The organism is Manganibacter manganicus, from assembly GCF_002075885.1.
GTDB classification, from domain to species: Bacteria; Pseudomonadota; Alphaproteobacteria; order Rhizobiales; family Rhizobiaceae; genus Mesorhizobium; species Mesorhizobium manganicum.
The window spans coordinates 23080-42028 of record NZ_MDET01000001.1 but is presented as its reverse complement, the minus strand read 5'-3'; the positions used below and the strand labels follow the sequence as shown (position 1 = coordinate 42028).

Below are 18949 nucleotides of genomic sequence, written 5' to 3'. Positions count from 1 at the left end.
AGACATTGGCTGTTTTCCGAACAGCGTCAGATCATCCCGATCTTAGTGCCAGATCAGGCACCAACACCGCGCGCCCGCCGAATCGGGCCCGCGCCAGCGTGCGAAGATCAATATTCCTTCTCGTAGAAAATGCCGCCCTTGGCTTCGCCGGCATCCGTCGCTTCGCCGCGCAGCTTCAGGCCACGCCCCAAATTCAGATCGATCGCCGCTTTTCCCGATCCGGGCTTGTCGCCCTTCTGGATCGTCACATAGGTGCGGTCGTTGAGATATTTTCCCGCCGACACCGCCGTGCCGCCCTGCTCGTCCGTCGTCACGTCGAGGTCGTCCACCCCGATGGCGCTGCGCAGATTCTGCAGCAGCGAGGTCGAGCCGCCGACACCGGCAAGCTGGGCCGCGGCACTGGCAAGCTGCGCGATCTGCAACGGCGACAGTTTCGACATCGAGCGGCCGAAGATCAGTTGTGCCAGCACCTCGTCTTCCGGCAGGGCCGGCACCGAGGAGAAGCTGAATTTCGGATCGGTCGCCTCGCCCGAAACAGTCACCGTGACCGTGGCATCCGACGTTTTCGATTCTGCGCTGAGGTTGAGATAAGGCACCAGCGAACCGGCAAAGCTGAGATCGCCCTCTGTGAAAGTGAGCCGCTTGCCGAGGATTTCCAGGCGGCCACGCCTGAGCGTGAATTTGCCGACTGCCTGCGGTGAGGACACTGGTCCCGTCAGCTTGAGCCGCCCGCCGAGTTCGGCATCGACGCCGCGCCCCTGCACGAAAATCTCGTTCGGCGCGTTGATGACAAGATCGAGCAGCAGTCCGCCACCGCCGCCGCCGCCGCCGCTGCCTGCCGGATGCAACGCATCGTTCTGTGCCCGCACATCGGCCGGCGCGTTTCTGTGCTTCACGTCGAGCGTCGAAAGCGAGCTTGGCAGCTTTTGCGGCACGGTGATGACGGTGCGCGCGAGATTGATGGTTCCCGAAAGCGTCGCCGCTGTCGCCAGTGGTCCCTTGACCGTAAGCTCGCCGCCGAGATTGGCGGTGACGATGCGCCCATCCGTATAACGGCCATCCACCAGCTTGATCGACAGATCGGCCGGCAGGCCGGAACCCGGCGCGATGCCGACGGTGCCGTTGGCGGACAGCGTGCCGCGCGTGGACAGCTTGCCGGTCAGCCGGTTGATCGTGACCACGTTGCGGCCGATGCCGACATCGAGCGCGATGTCGTTGACCGCCAGGCCGGAACTGGCGTCGAGGAACCGTGCGCCCGATGCCGTGACCTTGCCGCCGATCACCGGTGCCGTCGCCGGCCCATTGACCTGCACGCTGACATTGGCGGCACCGGTCAGCGACAGGCCTTGCGCGGCCAGCTTGTCGGCGATCAGTGAAAACGGCACCGGCCCGGAAAAGTCCAGCGCCAGTTGCGGCGTGCCGGCAATCGTCACCGTGCCGCCGCCCTTCAGATTAAGCCCCGATCCCTCGCTGATATCGGCCTTGAAACCGAGCTTCTTGCCGGCGAACGTGCCGGTGGAGGCGATGGCGAGAGCCGGCAGGCCGGCGCTGCGGGTCTGCGCCACTTCCAGCCCGGAAACCTTGATATCGTAGGCGACAGAGGGGTCAGCCGGCTTGCCTGTCACCTTGACCGTGCCGGAAACCGAGCCGGCGGCACCAAGCCCCGGCGAAAACGCATTGGCCAGCGACACCGGCACGCCGGCCAGGCGGGCATCCAGCGCCAGCGCCTCACCCGCCGTACCCGAAACCGTGGCGGTGCCGCCGCCGAGGTCCAGCGCCAGTTCCTTCAGCGTGGTGACGCCGTCTGCAATAGTAATAGTGGAGGGCCGCGCGATTGCCGCCTTGATGCCGCGAAAGGCAGCATTGCCGGATTGGAGTTCGATGGTTGTGGTGCCGTCCGCGAGTTTTACCCGCCCCGCCGCCTTGGCGGGAATATCCTTCACCGTCGCGCCGCCGGAAAACGCGGTCCATTCGCCATCACGTTTCAGATCCACGGCAATGCCCGTAATGGCCGTGCCGCCCGACACGACGCTGTCAGCCCGGATCATGCCGGAAATCGCCGGCGTGCCGAGATAATCGGCCACCAGCGCGTCCACCGTTACCTTGTTCGCCTTGAGGTCGTCACGCGTCAGCGAACCCGTGGTGGCGTTGACCGCCACTTGCGGCGTGCCGTCCGGCTTTGAAAAGACGATCTTGCCGGCGACGTCGCCCGTCACTTTCTGCATGGCCAGTGCCGCCAGCGGGCCGATATCGGGCAGGTCCAGCGTGATCGTGCCTTCCGGCACGAAGGCATCGTCAAGGGCGAGCGAACCGGAAATGCGGTTCTTGCCCAGCGACAATGCCAGATTGTCCACCGTGCTGCGGCCATTCGCGGATTTCAGCACCGCATCGCCCTGCAAGGCCTCGCCCGCGACATTGCCTGTCAGCGAAACCGTGGCTGCGGGGCTGGCCATATCGGCCTTGCCGGAGGCTTCCAGTTTCAGACCGGTGATTTCGCGCCCGGCCATTGACAGCCTGTCGCTGTCCAACGTCAGCGATACGTCCGGCGCCGCCAGCGGCCCCTTGGCCGAAACAGTGAGATCAACCGCCCCCTTCGCGTCCTTCGACAGGCGGGACAGATCGGCAAGCGAACCGGTCAGGTCGGCGGCAATCACGCCGTCGATGAAACTGGCATTGCCTTTCGCCGAAACCGGGCCGGACTCCAGTGTCAGCGATCTGGCCGTGACATTACCTTCGGTGTCGCGCGCCAGTGCCGCCGCAAGCACGGTGCGCTCGCCAAGTACCGGACGCGCCGCTGCCGGCAGCGCAGCCGACGCGGCATCCGCCTTGACGTTCAGTTCGATCGAACCGTCCGCAAGCGAGACCTGGCCGTCGAACGCGCCTTTCAGCGCATCGGAGACGATGGAACCGCTTTTCACGGTTATCACGTCTTTCGACAGGCTGCCCGCGACCTTGGTGGTGATCTTGCCGGCGATCAGCGGCGCGACGGTCGGGTTGTCGAGGCCGATCTTGTCGGCCGTTACCGTGCCATTGAAAGGACCGCCGCGCTCATCGATGTTGAAGGCGTCGGAATGCAGCGCCAGCGCGATGTTCTCGACCTTGGTGATATTGGTGGTCACCTTGGCGAGCGAGGCGACAATGTCGATGGCGGGCGCCCTGCCTTCGCCGAAGGCGCGCATCGACACCGATTTCAGCTCGATGTCGATCGGGCTTTCCTCGCTGCCGAGCGACAGCGGCACGGTTGGCCCGACGGAGGCGAATTGCAGTGCGAAGTCGGTGGCGCCTTGCGGGTCGATCGATCCCTTGGCTGTGCCGTGCAGCGCGTCGCTTTCAATCGTCGCACGTTCGATATCGACGCCGCCCGCCGTCGTTGCCGTCCCGGCGAGATCGAAATGTACCTGGCCCGCAAGCAGCGGTTTCAGTTGCGCTGGCAGGAAGCGGGCGAAATCCCCCTCGCCCTTCGCTTCGATGCGGTTGCCCTCGCTGGTCGATTGGTGTCCACCGGTAATCTGCGTGACCAGTTGCCCATCGACGCTGAACGTGCCCTTGCCGTTCCAGTCGGCCAGCGGCCCATTGCCGGCGATGGTAATATCGATCGGCGGTGCACCGGGCAGTTTCAGCAGATTGGCAATGATGCCGCCGGCGGGCTCTGCCGCCTTGATGTCGAGGTCGAGCTTGTTGTCGGCAGGCGCGAAGCGCACCACGGCATCGACAGTGCCTTCCTTCCCGTCATTGCGCGCCACGTTGAACCTGGCATCGACGGCAAGCGGCGAGGCATCGACCTTCACCGCTCCCTTGGCGGCAAGTTCGGCAATGCCGGCGCCGGCCAGCGCCTCGCCAAGCGCAATGTCAGGCAGGTCGATCGCCGCGATATCGATGGAGACCGGCAGGCCCGTGCCGCTGGAGTTCTTCGGCTCGGCCTCGGCCTTGGACTCCGGCAGCCGCGCCGCCTCGATGCGTCCTACCGCGACCCGCTCGGCGCGAAACGTCTTTGAAAGCAGGGCCAATGGCGACCAGTCCACCGCCACCTTGCGCAGCACCAGCCACGGTCCTTTTCCATCCGCCAGCACGACATGATCGACCGTCAGATTGCCGGACCAGATGCCGTCGATGCCACCGATCTCGACCTTGCTGTCTTCCGACGAGGCCATGTTGGAGATCAGCCCGGCAAGGTTGTCGCGTCCGCGTTGCGTCTCGGTCAGGACCAGCACCGCGCCGGCCGCGACCGCAACGACCAGGACAACCGCATAAAACAGCACCCGCACGACGCGCTTGACGATCTTCATCTTCAAAATGCCTGACCGATGCCGGCATAAATGCCGTAGCTCGGATCGCCGGGGTCAGGATTCAGCGGCACGGCGGCATCGATGCGCAGCGGCCCGAACGGCGTGATATAGCGCAGGCCGACGCCGGCCCCGACCTTGACGTGGGAGAAATCTGGAAACTGCTTGGTCGAGACCGTACCGGCATCGACAAAAGGCACGATGCCGATCGTGTCGGTGATGCCGATCCGCAATTCCGCCGAGGTCTCGAAATAGGAAAGCCCGCCGATCGGCTCGCCATAAAAGGAACTGTTCTTGTCCGTCACCTTCGGGCCGATCCCCTGATAGGCATAGCCGCGCACCGAGCCGCCGCCGCCGGCATAGAAGCGGCGGTCTGCCGGCACATCCTGCAGGCTGGCGCCGACGATCGAGCCCATGGCCGCCCGCCCGGCAAGCACGAAGCGGGCATTGTCGTCCAGCGCCAGATAGGTCGAGCCCTCGCCCTTCAGCTTGAGGAAGGCGGCGCCGCCATTGATGTCATAGCTTGGCTCCGCCGACGCCAGGAAGCGGAAACCTGTTGTCGGATTGAGCTTGCTGTCGCGATTGTCGAAGACATATTTCAGCGGCACTGAAGCAATCAGGTAATCGTGCTTGCCGAAACTGTCGGTGATCTTGGAATAGTCGAGCGCAAGTTCCGCCGAAACCGTCTGCCTCTTGTCGAGTTCGTAGGAGACGCCGGCGCTGCCATTGATCGAAAAGCGGTCATAGGCGTCGGGATGCTCATAGACGGTCCGGACGCCGGTGAAGAATTTCGAGTTCGGCCCGAGCACGCCCGGCTTCTGGAACATGATCCCGGCATTATAGTTCAGCTTGCTGATCTCGTTTGAGCCGATACCGCTGATCGAACCTTCGAGACGCAGGTTTTCGGCCTTGCCGAACAGGTTGCGATGCCCCCAATAGCCCTCCAGCCCAAGCCCGTCGGTATTCGACACCGTGCCGCCGATGCCGAAATAGCGCGGCTTTCGTTCGCTCACCTTCACATCGATTGGGATATTGCCCTCGGCGTCCAGTTCCTCGGCAGGCTTCACGGTCACGCTGTTGAAGACTTCGAGACCGAGCAACCGGTCGCGCGCGTCCTCGATCTCCTTCGGCGAATATTGGCGGCCGCGCTTCAGCCCGGTCATGTATTCCGTGAAGTCGCGATCGACCGCTTCCGTTCCCTCGACCGTGGTGTCGCCATAGCCTGCGACGGGGCCGGCCACCACCGTCAGCGTGACGTCCAGCGTCGTCGTCGCGTGATCGGCGACGATTTCGCGGTCCGTCACCTTGGCCAGTGGCCGCCCGTCATCCTTCAAAGTGCGCACGATCAGCGCCTCGGCCTTGAGGATGGCGCCGGAACTGGCATCGCCGCCGGCAATCAGGCCGAAATCGGCACTGGCAAGCCCCGCGGCGTCGCCTTTCAGGCGGATATTGCCCAGCGTGAACTTGCGCCCCGGATCGACCGACACCACCACAGGAACAGGTTGCGGTCCCTTGAACTCGGCATCGGGCGGCAGTTCGTCCAGCGATTGCCCGGCAATGCTGATATCGACCACGCCATCGTAGCGGGCTTCGCCATAAAGGGCCGCGACCAGTTGCTCGCGGTCGCCGCGCGCCTTGGTCATCAGGCCGAGCGAGCCCGATACCGGATCGTCCTCGTCGTTCTTGAGAGCGGAGACGTTTTCCAGCTTCTCCTGGAGATCGTCGTCGCCATCGGCCATTTTGAACGTGACCGAATAGCGGAGCGGATTGACGATCTGCTTGTCCTCCTTGTCGGAGCCCCACAGCTTGATGCCGAAAATCTCGAAGGCCTGCGCGCCCTGCCCGGACCAGACGAAAGCGGACGAGCACAAAAGGGCGCAAAACAGGGCACGCGAAAGGGTGCGCCCCGGCACACACTTTACACTGCTACTCAACGCCTGTGCCTGCATCGCCCTAACTTAACGCAGAAAGTTAAAATTCGACTGAATTCATCGAATACGCATCAAAGACCACATCTCAATTGTCGGAAATGACACGCGGTTGAAACTCACACCTTTTACGCGAGCGCAAGACTCCGTGATCCCTTCTCGGGAACGCTATAGACGGCAAGGCTTCAAAAGGAAACGGCCCGCACCGCCGCCTGATCGCACTCCGATCGCCCAATGCAACCCGTGTTGACAAGCCGCGTCCAAGCCTGATCATGCACGTTCGCAGGTAGCGTCTGGAGGGTAGCATGGCTTTGCGCACGGCTCGTTGGTTCTCGCTTCTTGCCCTGATGGCCCTGCTCTGCGCGGGCATCGCGCAAGCAGCCGAAGTGCGCCGCATCACCACCACCGACAATGCCGATTATTTCGGTTTCGACCTGCGATCGGAACAGAACCTGTCGCTCGACCAGTGCGAGACGACCTGCCTCGGCGACCCTGCCTGCCGCGCCTTCACCTATAACAAGAAAGCGAAATGGTGCTTCCTCAAGTCGGACTTCAACACAATGAAACCCTTCAACGGCGCTGTTGCCGGCAAGGTTGTGACACTGACCGGAGATCCCGACATCGGCGCTCCGCCCGCCCTTGCCTTTTTCCCCGACTGGATGGGCGAACAGGCGCAGCAATACCGCAACCGCCTGACCGGCCCGGCCTTCACCAAGCCGACCGGCGGCCTTGCCGGCATCCAAGCCACTGCCGCGCAGACCGCCGCTGCCGGCGACCATCGCGGCGCGATGCAGGCCTATGAGAAGCTGGTTTCCGTCATGCCCGACGAGGGCAAGCTGTGGCGCGACCTTGCCCGCGAGACATTGGCGGTCAAGCCGGCCAAAGGCAGCGAGGCCACCACTTTGCAAGCCAACGCAACCTCCGCCGGCCTTTATGCCTACCAACTCAGCCGCACCGCGCCGGCCCGTGCGGACGCGCTGGCGCTGCTTGCCGCCGGGCTTGACCGCCGCGACCTCTACAGGCCGGCATTGCAAGCCTATGAAGCCAGCCTGGCTTTGGTCAACTCGGCTACGATCCGCGCGGCCTATGAAGATCTGAAGCGCCGCAAGGGCTTCCGCATCATCGACCACACGGTCGAGGCCGACACCAGCGCGCCGCGCATCTGCACGCAATTTTCCGAGGAGCTGATCAAGACCGGCATCGACTACGCCCAGTTCGTGCGTGTCGACGGCGGCCCGCCGAAGGGCATCGAGGCCAAGGGCAGGCAGATCTGCGTGGAAGGCCTGGAACATGGCCGGCAATACACCGTAACCTTCCTGTCCGGCCTGCCAGCCGGCGTCGGCGAGGTGATCGAAGCGCCCGTTACCCTGTCCGCTTATGTCCAGGACCGCGCGCCGTCGGCCCGTTTCACCGGCGACAGCTTCGTGCTGCCGGCCGGCACGCGGCGCGGTATTCCCGTCGTCACCGTCAACATGAAGGCGGCGACGATGAAGCTTTATCGCATCGGCGACCGCTCGCTGGCGCAATTGCTTTCCGGCTATCAGTTCCTGCGCCAGCTCGACGGCTATGACATCTCCAACATCACCGAGCAGATGGGCGAGCCGGTCTGGCAGGGCACGCTGGACATCGCCAGCCAGCTCAACGAGGAGGTGACGACCTCCTTTCCGGTGGATGAGGCGCTGCCCCAGCGCAAGCCCGGCGTCTATGTGCTGACCGCGCAGCCGGTCGACGACACCAGCGAGGAATACAACAGCCGCGCCACGCAATGGTTCGTCGTCTCCGATATCGGCCTCTCGACCTATACCGGGCGGGACGGGTTGAATGTCTTCGCCCGCTCGCTCGCCACAGCCAAGCCGATTGCCGGGGCAGAACTCACCCTGCTGGCGCGAAACAACGAAGTTCTCGGCAAGGCCACCACCGACACGGAGGGCCGCGCCACCTTCAATCCCGGCCTGACGCGCGGCGAAGGCGGCATGGTGCCGGCCGTGCTGATGGCCAAGAAGGGCGATCAGGATTTCGTCTTCCTCGACATGAGCAAGGCCGGCTTCGACCTGTCCGACCGTGGCGTCACCGGCCGCGCTGCACCCGGCGCGCTCGACGTCTATGCCTGGACCGAACGCGGCATCTACCGCGCCGGCGAAACCGTTCATGTCGCCGCCCTTGCCCGCGACGACGCCGCCAAGGCCGTCGAGAAACTGCCGCTCACCTTCATCTTCACGCGCCCCGACGGCGTCGAGCAGCGCCGCATGGTCGTGGAAAGCACCACCGCCGGCGGCTACGCGGTGGACCTGCCGACCGCGGCCAACGCTATGCGCGGCACCTGGACCGTCGGCATTTATACCGATCCCAAACAGCCTGCCGTCGCCAGCCAGATGTTCCTGGTCGAGGATTTCGTACCCGACCGGATCGAGTTCGACCTGTCCACCGACAAGACCGAGATTTCCCAGGGCGAGACGGCCAACGTCACCGTGGATGGTCGCTTCCTCTATGGCGCACCCGCCGCCGGCCTGGCGCTGGAAGGCGAACAGACCCTTTCGCTCAGCCATCAATGGGATCGCTTCAAGGGCTTTTATTTCGGACTGGCGGACGAGCAGGCATCGCAACCGACCGTTACGCCGCTGGCCGGCCTGCCGGCGGTCGGCGACGATGGCAAGGCCACCTTCCCCATCGCCGTGGACCAGCTTCCCGCCACCACCCAACTCGTCAACGCCAAGGTTACGGTGCGCATGCGCGAGGCCGGCGGCCGCGCTGTCGAACGCTCGATCGACATCGGCATCAAGCCTCAGGGCCAGATGATCGGCATCCGCCCGGACTTTTCCGGCGATGCCCCTCAAGGCGGCACCGCCAAATTCAGCCTCATCGCGGTTTCCGCCGATGGCAAGCGGACCGCGCTGAAAGGGGCTGCCTGGACGCTGCTCAAGGTCGAGCGCAATTACCAATGGTATCGCTCCAACAATTCGTGGAACTACGAGCCTGTCACCTTCACCAAATCGATTGCCAACGGCACCGTCGATATCGCCGCCGACGGCGATGCGACGGTTTCCCTGCCCGTCGATTGGGGCCGTTACCGGCTGGAGGTCGTGACCGCCGATCCGGAAGGCCCGGCATCGAGCTATGAGTTCGACGCCGGCTGGTATGTCGAGGCTTCGTCCACGGAAACGCCGGACGGGCTCGAAATCGCCCTCGACAAGGATAGCTACTCGCCCGGAGAAACCGCGAAGTTGGAAATTGCGCCGCATTTCGCCGGCGAGCTTCTGGTGACGGTCGGCGCCGACCGGCTGTTGAAGACCTTTACCGCGTCCGTCCCGGCGACCGGGGGAACTGTCGATATTCCTGTCGGCGAAAACTGGGGCGCCGGCGCCTATGTCACCGCCACCCTGTTCAGGCCGGGCGATGCGCAGGAAACCCGCATGCCGGCCCGCGCCATCGGCGTGAAATGGCTGAAAATCGATCCCGGCGAACGAAAGCTCGCCGTCACGCTGACGCCGCCACAGAAGATGGAGCCGCGCCAGGCGCTGTCGATCCCGATTGCCGTGGCGGGCGTGAAACCCGGCTCCGAGGCGTATGTCATGGTCGCGGCCGTCGATGTCGGCATCCTCAACCTGACCAATTACCAGGCACCGGACCCGGACAACTGGTTCTTCGGCCAGCGCATGATGGGACTGGAAATGCGCGACCTCTACGGCCGGCTGATCGACGGCTCGCTCGGCGTCACCGGCCGGCTGCGCACCGGCGGCGACGGCGCCAACATGCAGACGCAGGGCAGCCCGCCGACCGAAAAGCTGGTCGCCTTCTTTTCCGGCCCGGTAAAGCTGGGCAATGACGGCAAGGCGACAGTCGATTTCGACATACCGCAATTCAACGGCACCGTGCGCGTCATGGCCGTTGCATGGACAAAGGAAGCGGTCGGCCACGCGGTTCAGGACGTCATCGTGCGCGATCCGGTCGTCATCACCGCCGGCCTGCCTCGCTTCCTGGCGCCCGGCGACGCTTCCACCATGCGCCTCGACATCGCCAACACCGATGCGCCGGACGGCGACTACGATCTCAGCGTCACCTCCGATGGCAATCTGACCATCGGCGACGACACCGTGCCGCAAAAGCTTACCCTTACGGGCGGCAAGCGCCAGAGCCTGACCGTGCCGCTGATCGCGGTGGCGCCGGGCGATGCCAGCGTTACCGTCAGGATCTCCAACCTTGACGGCATCGATGTCGAGCAGACGCTGGCGCTGCCCATCCGCCCTGCCCAGCTTCCGGTGACGACGCGCATGGTCGTCGATCTCAAGCCGAATGGCGGCGCGCTGCGCATCGACAAGGAATTGCTGGCGGCCAGCCTGCTCGAAGGCGCTTCCGTCAGTGTAGGCGTATCGGAAGGCAGCGCCTTCGACGTGCCATCGCTGCTGATGTCGCTCGACCGCTATCCCTATGGCTGCGCCGAGCAGACGACCAGCCGCGCCCTGCCGCTGCTCTATATCAACGCCATGGCCGGCGATTTCGGCATGGCAAGCGATCCCGACCTGCACAAGCGCATACAGGACGCCATCTACAAGGTGCTGAACTATCAGGCATCGTCCGGCAGCTTCGGGCTCTGGGGGCCGGGTTCCGGCGATCTGTGGCTGGATTCATACGTCACCGACTTCCTCACCAGGGCCCGCGAGCAGAAATACGACGTGCCTGCCGAGGCGCTGAAACAGGCACTGGCCAATCTCCAGAATTCGATCGGCTACGATCAGGATGTCAGGGACCGCGGCAGCGCCATCGCCTATGCGCTCTATGTGCTGGCGCGCAACAAGAAGGCCTCGGTCGGCGACCTACGCTATTATGCCGACACCCAGTTGAAGAACTTCTCCAGCCCGATGGCGGTGGCGCAGCTTGCCGCGGCCCTTGCGCTTTATGGCGATGCGCAACGCTCCGAGGTGACATTCGTGGCGGCGCTGAAGCTCGCTAAAGCAACGCCGGACTACGACTATCATCGGTCGGATTATGGTTCGGCCCTGCGCGACGGCGCCGCCATGCTGGCGCTGGCCGCCGAAAGCAAGCCGATACCCTCCGTCGTGCCGCAACTCATCAAGCTGGTGACGAAGGAACGGGCGGCGCAACGCTGGACCAGCACCCAGGATCAGGCGTGGATGCTTTTAGCGGCTCGCGCGCTGCGCGAGGGCAACAAGGCCATTTCGCTGACCGTCAACGGCGCGCCGCACAGTGGCGCTTCTTCCGGCACCATGAGCGGCGACCAGTTGATCGACACGCCGATCACCATCGCCAATACCGGCAGAGAGGCCCTGCAGGCTGTCGTCACCACGGTGGCGGCGCCCAAACAGCCGCTGCCGGCCGGCGGCGACGGCTTTACCATCCAGCGCGCCTATTACAGACTGGACGGCACCGAGGCCAACATCACCGAGGCGGTGCAGAACGAACGCTATGTCGTCGTGCTCAATATCGCCCAGATGCACGATTGGCCGACGCGCCTGCTTGTCACCGATCTGCTGCCGGCCGGCTTCGAGATCGACAATCCGCATCTGGTTTCCAGTGCCCAATTGTCCAACTTCTCCTGGCTGAAGCAGACCGACGCCGCGCATCTGGAATTCCGCGACGACCGTTTCGTCGCCGCCTTCGATCCCGTCAACGGCAACAGCGGCGGCGGACATAAGGTCACGCTGGCCTATGTCGTGCGCGCGGTGACGCCGGGCGTCTATGCTCATCCGGCAGCGACTGTGGAGGATATGTACCGGCCGCAATATTCGGCGCGCACGGCCACCGGCATGATGGAGGTCAAGGCGCCTTGAGCGCCTCGCCCCTCCGGGGCGCTGCTTCAGGCGGGCTGCAAGTGTCATGAGAGGTCTTCGAACCAAGACTTTGCAAAGATTCGCGATTGCGGCGATCGCCTCCATGGCAATGCTCGCCGTGGCCGCCATCGTACTTTGGCAACTCGACCGCGCCTTTCCGCTGCCGCTGGCCAAAACGCCGGTCGTCTCCGCGGAGGTGCTCGACCGCGACGGCCAGTTGCTGCGCGCCTTCGCGACGCCCGACGGCTATTGGCGGCTGAAAGTCGATCTCGACCAGGTCGATCCGCAATTCATCGACATGCTTTTGACCTATGAGGACAAGCGCTTCTGGCACCATCAGGGCATCGACGTGCTGGCGCTCGCTCGCGCCGCCTTCCAGTTCGTCACCAGCGGCCATATCGTCTCCGGCGGCTCGACCATCTCCATGCAACTCGCCCGGCTGATCGAGCCGCGCGAAAGCCGCAGCGTCGCCGCCAAGCTGAGACAAATGGCGCGCGCCTTGCAGATCGAGGCGCGCCTTTCCAAGCGCGAGATCCTCGAACGCTACCTGACGCTGGCGCCCTATGGCGGCAATCTGGAAGGCGTGCGCGCCGCCTCTCTGGCCTGGTTCGGCAAGGAGCCGAAAAGGCTGACGGTGGCGCAGGCGGCCCTGCTTGTCGCCTTGCCGCAATTGCCGGAAAAGCGGCGACCGGACCGCAACCCCGAAACCGCGCGGCTGACGCGCGACCGGGTGCTGCAACGCATGGTTTCGGCCGGCGAGCTCGGCGAACGCGAAGCCGCGCGCGCCGAGCTCGACACCATCCCCGCCATCCGGCGCGACATGCCCGCACTTGCCGCCCATGCCGCGCACGCCGCGTTGCAGCGGGCAAAGCCCGGAACAACGCCGCGCCTCACCATCCGCAAGAGCGTTCAGCAGGGGCTGGAGGCCGTAGCAGCCGATGCGGCCCGCAAGCTCGGCCCGAAATTGTCCGTCGCCATGGTGCTGGCCGATTCGCGCACCGGCGAGATACTGGGCGAGGTCGGCGCCGCCGACCCGTTCAATGCGAGCCGGTCCGGCTGGATCGACATGACGCAAGTGCTGCGCTCGCCCGGTTCGACACTAAAGCCCTTCATCTATGGGCTTGCCTTCGAACAGGGGCTGATCGCGCAGGAAACCATGATCGAGGACAGCCCGGTCGATTTTTCCGGCTACCGGCCGAAGAATTTCGACATGGCCTATCAGGGCGATGTATCGATCCGCACGGCCTTGCAGCTTTCGCTCAACGTGCCAGCGATCCGCATTCTCGACGCGGTCGGGCCGACGCGGTTGATGGCGCGGTTCCGCCAGGCCGGCGTCGTGCCCGTCCTGCCGGTCAATGAAGCACCGGGGCTGGCCATCGGCCTCGGCGGCGTCGGCATAACGCTGCGCGATCTGGTGCAGCTTTACACGGGCCTTGCCAATGGCGGCAGGGTCAATGCCCTGCGCGACGACATGGACGCCAAGCCTACGGAAACGGCGGCCACCATTCTCGATCCGCAGGCCAATTGGCAGATCGGCGACATCCTGTCCGGCGTGCGCCCGCCGGCGGGCGCCGCGCCCCGCGGCATCGCCTACAAGACCGGCACCTCCTACGGCTATCGCGATGCCTGGTCGGTCGGCTTCGACGGTCGCTATGTGCTGGGTGTCTGGGTCGGCCGTGCCGATGCCGGCGCCGTGCCCGGCCTGTCCGGCTATGTGTCCGCCGCGCCCATCCTGTTTGAAGGCTTTGCCCGCTCCGGCCTTGCCGCCGCGCCGATGCCCTCCCCGCCGCCCGGCATCTATCGGCCGCGTCGCGAGGACCTGCCGGTCACGCTCGCGCGCTTCGGTTCCAACATTCAATCCAACAATGCAAAGGCGCCAGAACCGGCGCCGCGCATTGTCTTTCCACCCGAAGGCGCACGCGTCGACCTCGGCACCAATTCCGCCGACGCCACGCCGCTGGTGCTGAAACTGCAGGGCGGCCGCGCGCCGTTCCGTTGGCTGGCCAATGGCAAGCCGCTCGCCGGCATCGATCGCCGCCGCACCGCCACATGGTTGCCGGATGGCGTCGGCTATTCGACCTTGACCGTGATCGATGCCGCCGGCCGCGCGGCCAGCGTGAATGTCTTCGTGCAATAACCACCGGTAAGGGATTCACGAGATTCAGGCTTTTCACCGATGCCGCCCGTCTCTCGCCCCTCCTGTGGCGACACAGCGAAAAATTCTCTCAATTGAGCCGAAATTCGAAAACGCTTTGCGATGCCGCCCCACAAAAAAGAAAATGATGGGCGCAGATTAATTCTATAAAAAAGGTAGGGTTTGGTCCGTGTCGCCCGAAAGCGGGAACCGGTTTTCGGAAAACGACATGCGTGAAAGCAAACACTCAAAGCGGCCTGGGCGAATCTTTATCGCGACGCGCTTGAGTTCAATGGAGGCTCGAAATGACCAAACCTCATTTCAAACTGCTCGGCGCATTGCTTGCCGGCTCCGTCCAGCTCGGCACGCTGGGCTTCGCATTCGCCGATACCACCATTCTCAACGTGTCCTACGATCCGACACGCGAACTCTACAGGGCCTATGACGAGGCCTTCGCCGCTCATTGGAAAGCCGAGACGGGCGAAACGGTGACGATCCAGCAATCGCATGGCGGTTCCGGCGCGCAAGCCCGTTCGGTGATCGACGGGCTGAATGCCGATGTCGTGACGCTGGCGCTGGAAAGCGACATCAACGCGATCGCTGAGAAGACCGGCAGGATCAACCCCGACTGGCGCACGAAATTCGAAAACAATTCAGCGCCTTACACCTCGACCATCGTCTTTCTTGTACGCAAGGGCAATCCCAAGGGCATTCACGATTGGGGCGATCTCCTCAAGGAAGGCGTCGAGGTCGTCACGCCGAACCCGAAGACTTCCGGCGGCGCGCGCTGGAACTATCTTGCCGCCTGGGCGTGGGCGAATGACCAGTATGGCGGCGACGAGGCCAGGATCCGCAAATACATTGGCGACCTCTATCGCCACGTCCCGGTGCTCGACACCGGCGCGCGCGGCTCCACGCTGACCTTTGCGCAGAAGGAGATCGGCGACGTGCTGCTGGCCTGGGAGAACGAGGCCTATCTGGCGCTCGACGAATTCGGAGCCGACAATTTCGATATCGTCGTGCCTCCGAGTTCGATCCTGGCCGAGCCGCCGGTCGCGGTGGTCGATGCCAATGTGGACGCCAAGGGAACGCGCAAGGTTGCCGAAGCCTATCTGCAATATCTCTATTCCAAGGAGGCGCAGACGCTGATCGCCAGGAACCACTACCGGCCTTACAAACCCGATCTGGCCGCGCCCGAAGACCTCAAATGGGAAACCAAGCTCAAGCTTATCACCATCGACGATCCGCTCTTCGGCGGCTGGAAGAAGGCCCAGCCCCACCATTTCGGCGACGGCGGCGTGTTCGACCAGATCTTCAAGCAGGCGCAATAGGGCACAGGCCGGAAAAGTCCGCACAGGCCGATGCCTGAACAGGTGCAAGGAGGCGGCTACCCATCATGACAGCAGCACCCGCGCGGGCGGGTTGGCGACTGAAGCAACCGAGCGTCGTTCCAGGCTTTGGATTGACGCTCGGCTTGTCGCTTGCCTGGCTCGCCCTCATCATCCTCATTCCACTCTGCGGTCTGGCCTGGCGTTCGGCGGCGCTCGGCTGGTCCGAGTTCTGGGCTATCGCCACCGATCGCCGCACGCTGAACGCGCTCCGGATCAGCTTCGGCACCGCCTTCGTCGCGGCGGTTGTCAATGTCGTGTTCGGCACGCTGGTCGCCTGGGTTCTGGTCCGCTATCGCTTTTTCGGTCGTCGCATCGTCGATGCCATGGTGGATCTGCCCTTCGCCCTGCCGACGGCCGTGGCGGGCATCGCGCTGACGACGCTTTATGCCTCCAACGGCTGGGCCGGGTCGCTGCTCAAGCCGCTCGGCATCAAGGTCGCCTATACGCCGCTCGGCATCGTCGTCGCGCTGGTCTTTATCGGCCTGCCATTCGTGGTGCGCACCGTCCAGCCGGTGATGGAGGAGATCGACCGCGAGGTCGAGGAAGCGGCGGCGACACTTGGGGCTTCCCGTTTCCAGACCGTCACGCGGGTGCTGTTTCCAGGGCTTGCACCAGCCATTCTCACCGGCTTTGCGCTCGCCTTCGCGCGCGGCGTCGGCGAATACGGCTCGGTGATCTTCATCGCCGGCAACCTGCCCAACATTTCGGAGATCGCACCATTGCTGATCGTCATCCGACTGGAAGAATTCAACTATCCCGCGGCCACCGCGATCGCCGCGATCATGCTGGCCATCGCCTTCCTCATGCTGCTTGTCATCAACCTTCTTCAGGCGTGGAACCGCAAGCGCTATGGCTGACACCATTCCAGCCCGCCCTGCCCGCGAAGTCGCGTCCGCCGTCAACGAGTCCCGGCCGGCGCGCGTGATGCTGATGGCGCTGGCCTTCGCCTTCCTGGCCATCTTCCTCGCGCTGCCGCTGGTGCTGGTGTTCCTTCAGGCCTTTTCCAGAGGCCTCGGCTATTTCGTGGAAACCCTGTTTGAACCCGACTCGCTTTCCGCCATTCGCCTGACCCTGATCGTCGCCGCCATTGCCGTACCGCTCAATCTCGTCTTCGGCGTCGCCATGGCCTGGGCCATTGCCAAGTTCGAATTCAAGGGCAAGGCCTTCCTCACCACGCTGATCGACCTGCCCTTCTCGGTCTCTCCGGTCATATCGGGGCTTGTCTACGTGATCCTGTTCGGGGCGCAGAGCGCGCTCGGCCCGTGGCTGAGGGCGCATGGCATCGAAATCCTGTTCGCCGTGCCCGGTATCGTGCTCGCCACGATCTTCGTCACCTTCCCCTTCGTCGCGCGCGAACTGATCCCGCTCATGCAGGACCAGGGCACCGGCGACGAGGAAGCCGCGATCTCGCTCGGCGCGAATGGCTGGCAGACTTTCCGTTACGTCACGCTGCCCAACATCAAATGGGGGCTGCTCTACGGCGTGCTGCTATGCAACGCCCGCGCCATGGGCGAATTCGGTGCGGTGTCGGTGGTTTCCGGTCACATACGCGGCCAGACCAACACCATGCCGCTGCATGTCGAAGTTCTCTACAACGGCTACAACGTCACCGGTGCCTTCGCCGTCGCCTCCCTGCTCGCCGGCCTGGCGTTGGTCACGCTGGCGCTGAAAACCCTTCTCGAAATGCGCTATGGCGCCGAAATCGCCGCCACGCGCGGACATTGAACAGGATCGCCCGATGGACGTTCGCATCGCCAATATCCGCAAGGAATTCGACCGCTTTCCCGCCTTGCATGACGTGTCGCTGGATATTCACTCCGGCGAACTGATCGCGCTGCTCGGGCCATCCGGCTCCGGCAAGACGACGCTGCTGCGCCTGATCGCCGGGTTGGAGCAGCCGACACGCGGGCAGATCTTCTTCGGCGAAGAGGATGCGTCGGCCAAGCCGATCCGCGAGCGCAATGTGGGCTTCGTTTTCCAGCATTACGCTCTCTTTCGCCATATGACGGTGGCCGACAATATCGGCTTCGGGCTGAAGGTGCGCCCCGCCGCGACCAGGCCGCCCGCCTCGGAAATTCGCCGCCGCGCCTCCGAACTTCTCGACCTGGTGCAGCTTTCCGGATTGGAGAAGCGCTACCCGGCCCAGCTTTCGGGCGGCCAGCGCCAGCGCGTCGCGCTCGCCCGCGCCATGGCCATCGAGCCGAAAGTGCTTTTGCTCGACGAGCCGTTCGGCGCACTCGACGCACAGGTGCGCCGTGAATTGCGGCGTTGGCTGCGCGACATTCACGAGGCGACCGGCTTCACCACCATCTTCGTCACCCACGATCAGGAGGAGGCGCTGGAACTGGCGGACCGCGTCGTGGTGATGAGCCAGGGCCGGATCGAGCAGGTGGGCAGCGCCGACGAGGTTTACGACACGCCGAACTCGCCCTTCGTCTATGGCTTCATCGGCGATTCCTCTTCCCTGCCGGCCAAGGTCGAGGATGGTCAGGTGTGGATCGCCGACCGCCCTATCGGCCTGTCGGTGCCGGACCTGCCAGCAGGCCGCGCGACACTGTTCTTCCGCCCGCATGATGTGGAACTGCTCGACGGATGCGGCGGCTGCATTGCCGGCACCGTGGTCAGCAGCCGGCGCGTGGCCGAGACACGGAGGGTCGAACTGGAAGTCGGCGGCGCTCGCCAGCGCGTCGAGATCGAACTGCCGATCGACCATCCCGCGGCACAGAAAAGCCGCGTCGCATTCCGCCCGCGCCGCTGGAAACTGTTCGCAACAGAAGGCTGAGTTTGTTGCAACAATGCCTTTTGCGGGAGGCGACGGGCGAATGTTTCGGAAAATCAAGGCGTTTTGACTTGTCGTTCACGTGGTCGAAGCTTATTCATACCAACAATGCATATCGGCGTTTTTGGCCATATCGGCCGCGCGCTAATGCCGAAAAGACTTGAAAGAACGATCTCGGGCATGCTGACCAAAAAAGGCAAATACGGCCTCAAGGCGCTGGTGCATCTGTCACGCCTGCCGCCGGAGCGGCTGGCTTTCGTCAATGACGTCGCCGTCGCCAACCATATTCCGAAGAAATTCCTAGACGCCATTCTCGGCGAATTGCGCAATGCCGGCTTCGTCCAGAGCCGCAAAGGCAAGGATGGCGGCTATCGCCTTGCCCGTCCCGCCGCCGAGATCAAGATCGGTCATGTCATCCGCGTGCTCGACGGGCCGCTGGCGCCCCTTTCCTGCGCCAGCCAGACGCGATACCAGCGTTGCGAGGACTGCGACGAGACGACCTGCGAGGTCCGTCATATGATGCTGGAGGTGCGCCAGGCGATCGCCAGCGTGCTGGACAACCGCAGCCTTGCGGCCATGCGCGACGCCGACAACGACGATTTGCCGATCGAACTGATCGCCCGATTGTAACTCGGACACCGGCAGGAG

General features: G+C 64.1%; 9 protein-coding genes. 7 read left to right on the top strand and 2 right to left on the bottom strand.

Annotated elements, in window-relative coordinates; all coding sequences use genetic code 11:
- Nucleotides 1–107: 107 nt before the first annotated feature.
- Both BFN67_RS00165 and BFN67_RS00160 read right to left on the bottom strand, forming a co-directional pair.
- Nucleotides 108–4286 (bottom strand): translocation/assembly module TamB domain-containing protein, encoded by a 4179-nt coding sequence (locus BFN67_RS00165; protein ID WP_080917571.1) that lies wholly within the window; start codon nucleotides 4284–4286, stop codon nucleotides 108–110.
- A gap of 2 nt (nucleotides 4287–4288) precedes the next feature.
- Nucleotides 4289–6217 carry an autotransporter assembly complex protein TamA gene (locus tag BFN67_RS00160; protein ID WP_245295115.1) on the bottom strand — a complete coding sequence of 643 codons (1929 nt, stop codon included), beginning with the start codon at nucleotides 6215–6217 and terminating at the stop codon, nucleotides 4289–4291.
- 299 nt (nucleotides 6218–6516) lie between these two features.
- Between BFN67_RS00160 and BFN67_RS00155 the strand changes: the two genes are divergently transcribed.
- The 7 genes from BFN67_RS00155 (at nucleotide 6517) to BFN67_RS00125 (ending at nucleotide 18931) form a co-directional block, all read left to right on the top strand.
- A complete protein-coding gene (locus BFN67_RS00155) occupies nucleotides 6517–11997 on the top strand; it encodes an alpha-2-macroglobulin family protein (RefSeq protein WP_080917569.1) in 5481 nt (1826 codons plus the stop codon).
- 46 nt (nucleotides 11998–12043) lie between these two features.
- Nucleotides 12044–14134 (top strand): penicillin-binding protein 1C, encoded by a 2091-nt coding sequence (gene pbpC, locus BFN67_RS00150; RefSeq protein WP_080917568.1) that lies wholly within the window; start codon nucleotides 12044–12046, stop codon nucleotides 14132–14134.
- A gap of 302 nt (nucleotides 14135–14436) precedes the next feature.
- Nucleotides 14437–15462: a sulfate ABC transporter substrate-binding protein gene (locus BFN67_RS00145; protein WP_080917567.1), complete on the top strand. Its 1026-nt coding sequence runs from the start codon at nucleotides 14437–14439 to the stop codon at nucleotides 15460–15462.
- Between the two features lie 65 nt (nucleotides 15463–15527).
- Entirely contained in the window at nucleotides 15528–16379 is an 852-nt protein-coding gene (gene cysT, locus BFN67_RS00140; protein ID WP_080917566.1) for a sulfate ABC transporter permease subunit CysT, read from the top strand.
- Nucleotides 16372–17247 (top strand): sulfate ABC transporter permease subunit CysW, encoded by an 876-nt coding sequence (cysW, locus tag BFN67_RS00135; protein WP_080917565.1) that lies wholly within the window; start codon nucleotides 16372–16374, stop codon nucleotides 17245–17247. Before cysT ends, cysW begins: the two co-directional genes overlap by 8 nt.
- A gap of 13 nt (nucleotides 17248–17260) precedes the next feature.
- Nucleotides 17261–18304 (top strand): sulfate/molybdate ABC transporter ATP-binding protein, encoded by a 1044-nt coding sequence (locus BFN67_RS00130; RefSeq protein WP_080917905.1) that lies wholly within the window; start codon nucleotides 17261–17263, stop codon nucleotides 18302–18304.
- A gap of 177 nt (nucleotides 18305–18481) precedes the next feature.
- Nucleotides 18482–18931, top strand: a complete 450-nt coding sequence (locus BFN67_RS00125; RefSeq protein WP_080917904.1) for an RrF2 family transcriptional regulator — start codon at nucleotides 18482–18484, stop codon at nucleotides 18929–18931.
- Nucleotides 18932–18949 lie beyond the last annotated feature (18 nt).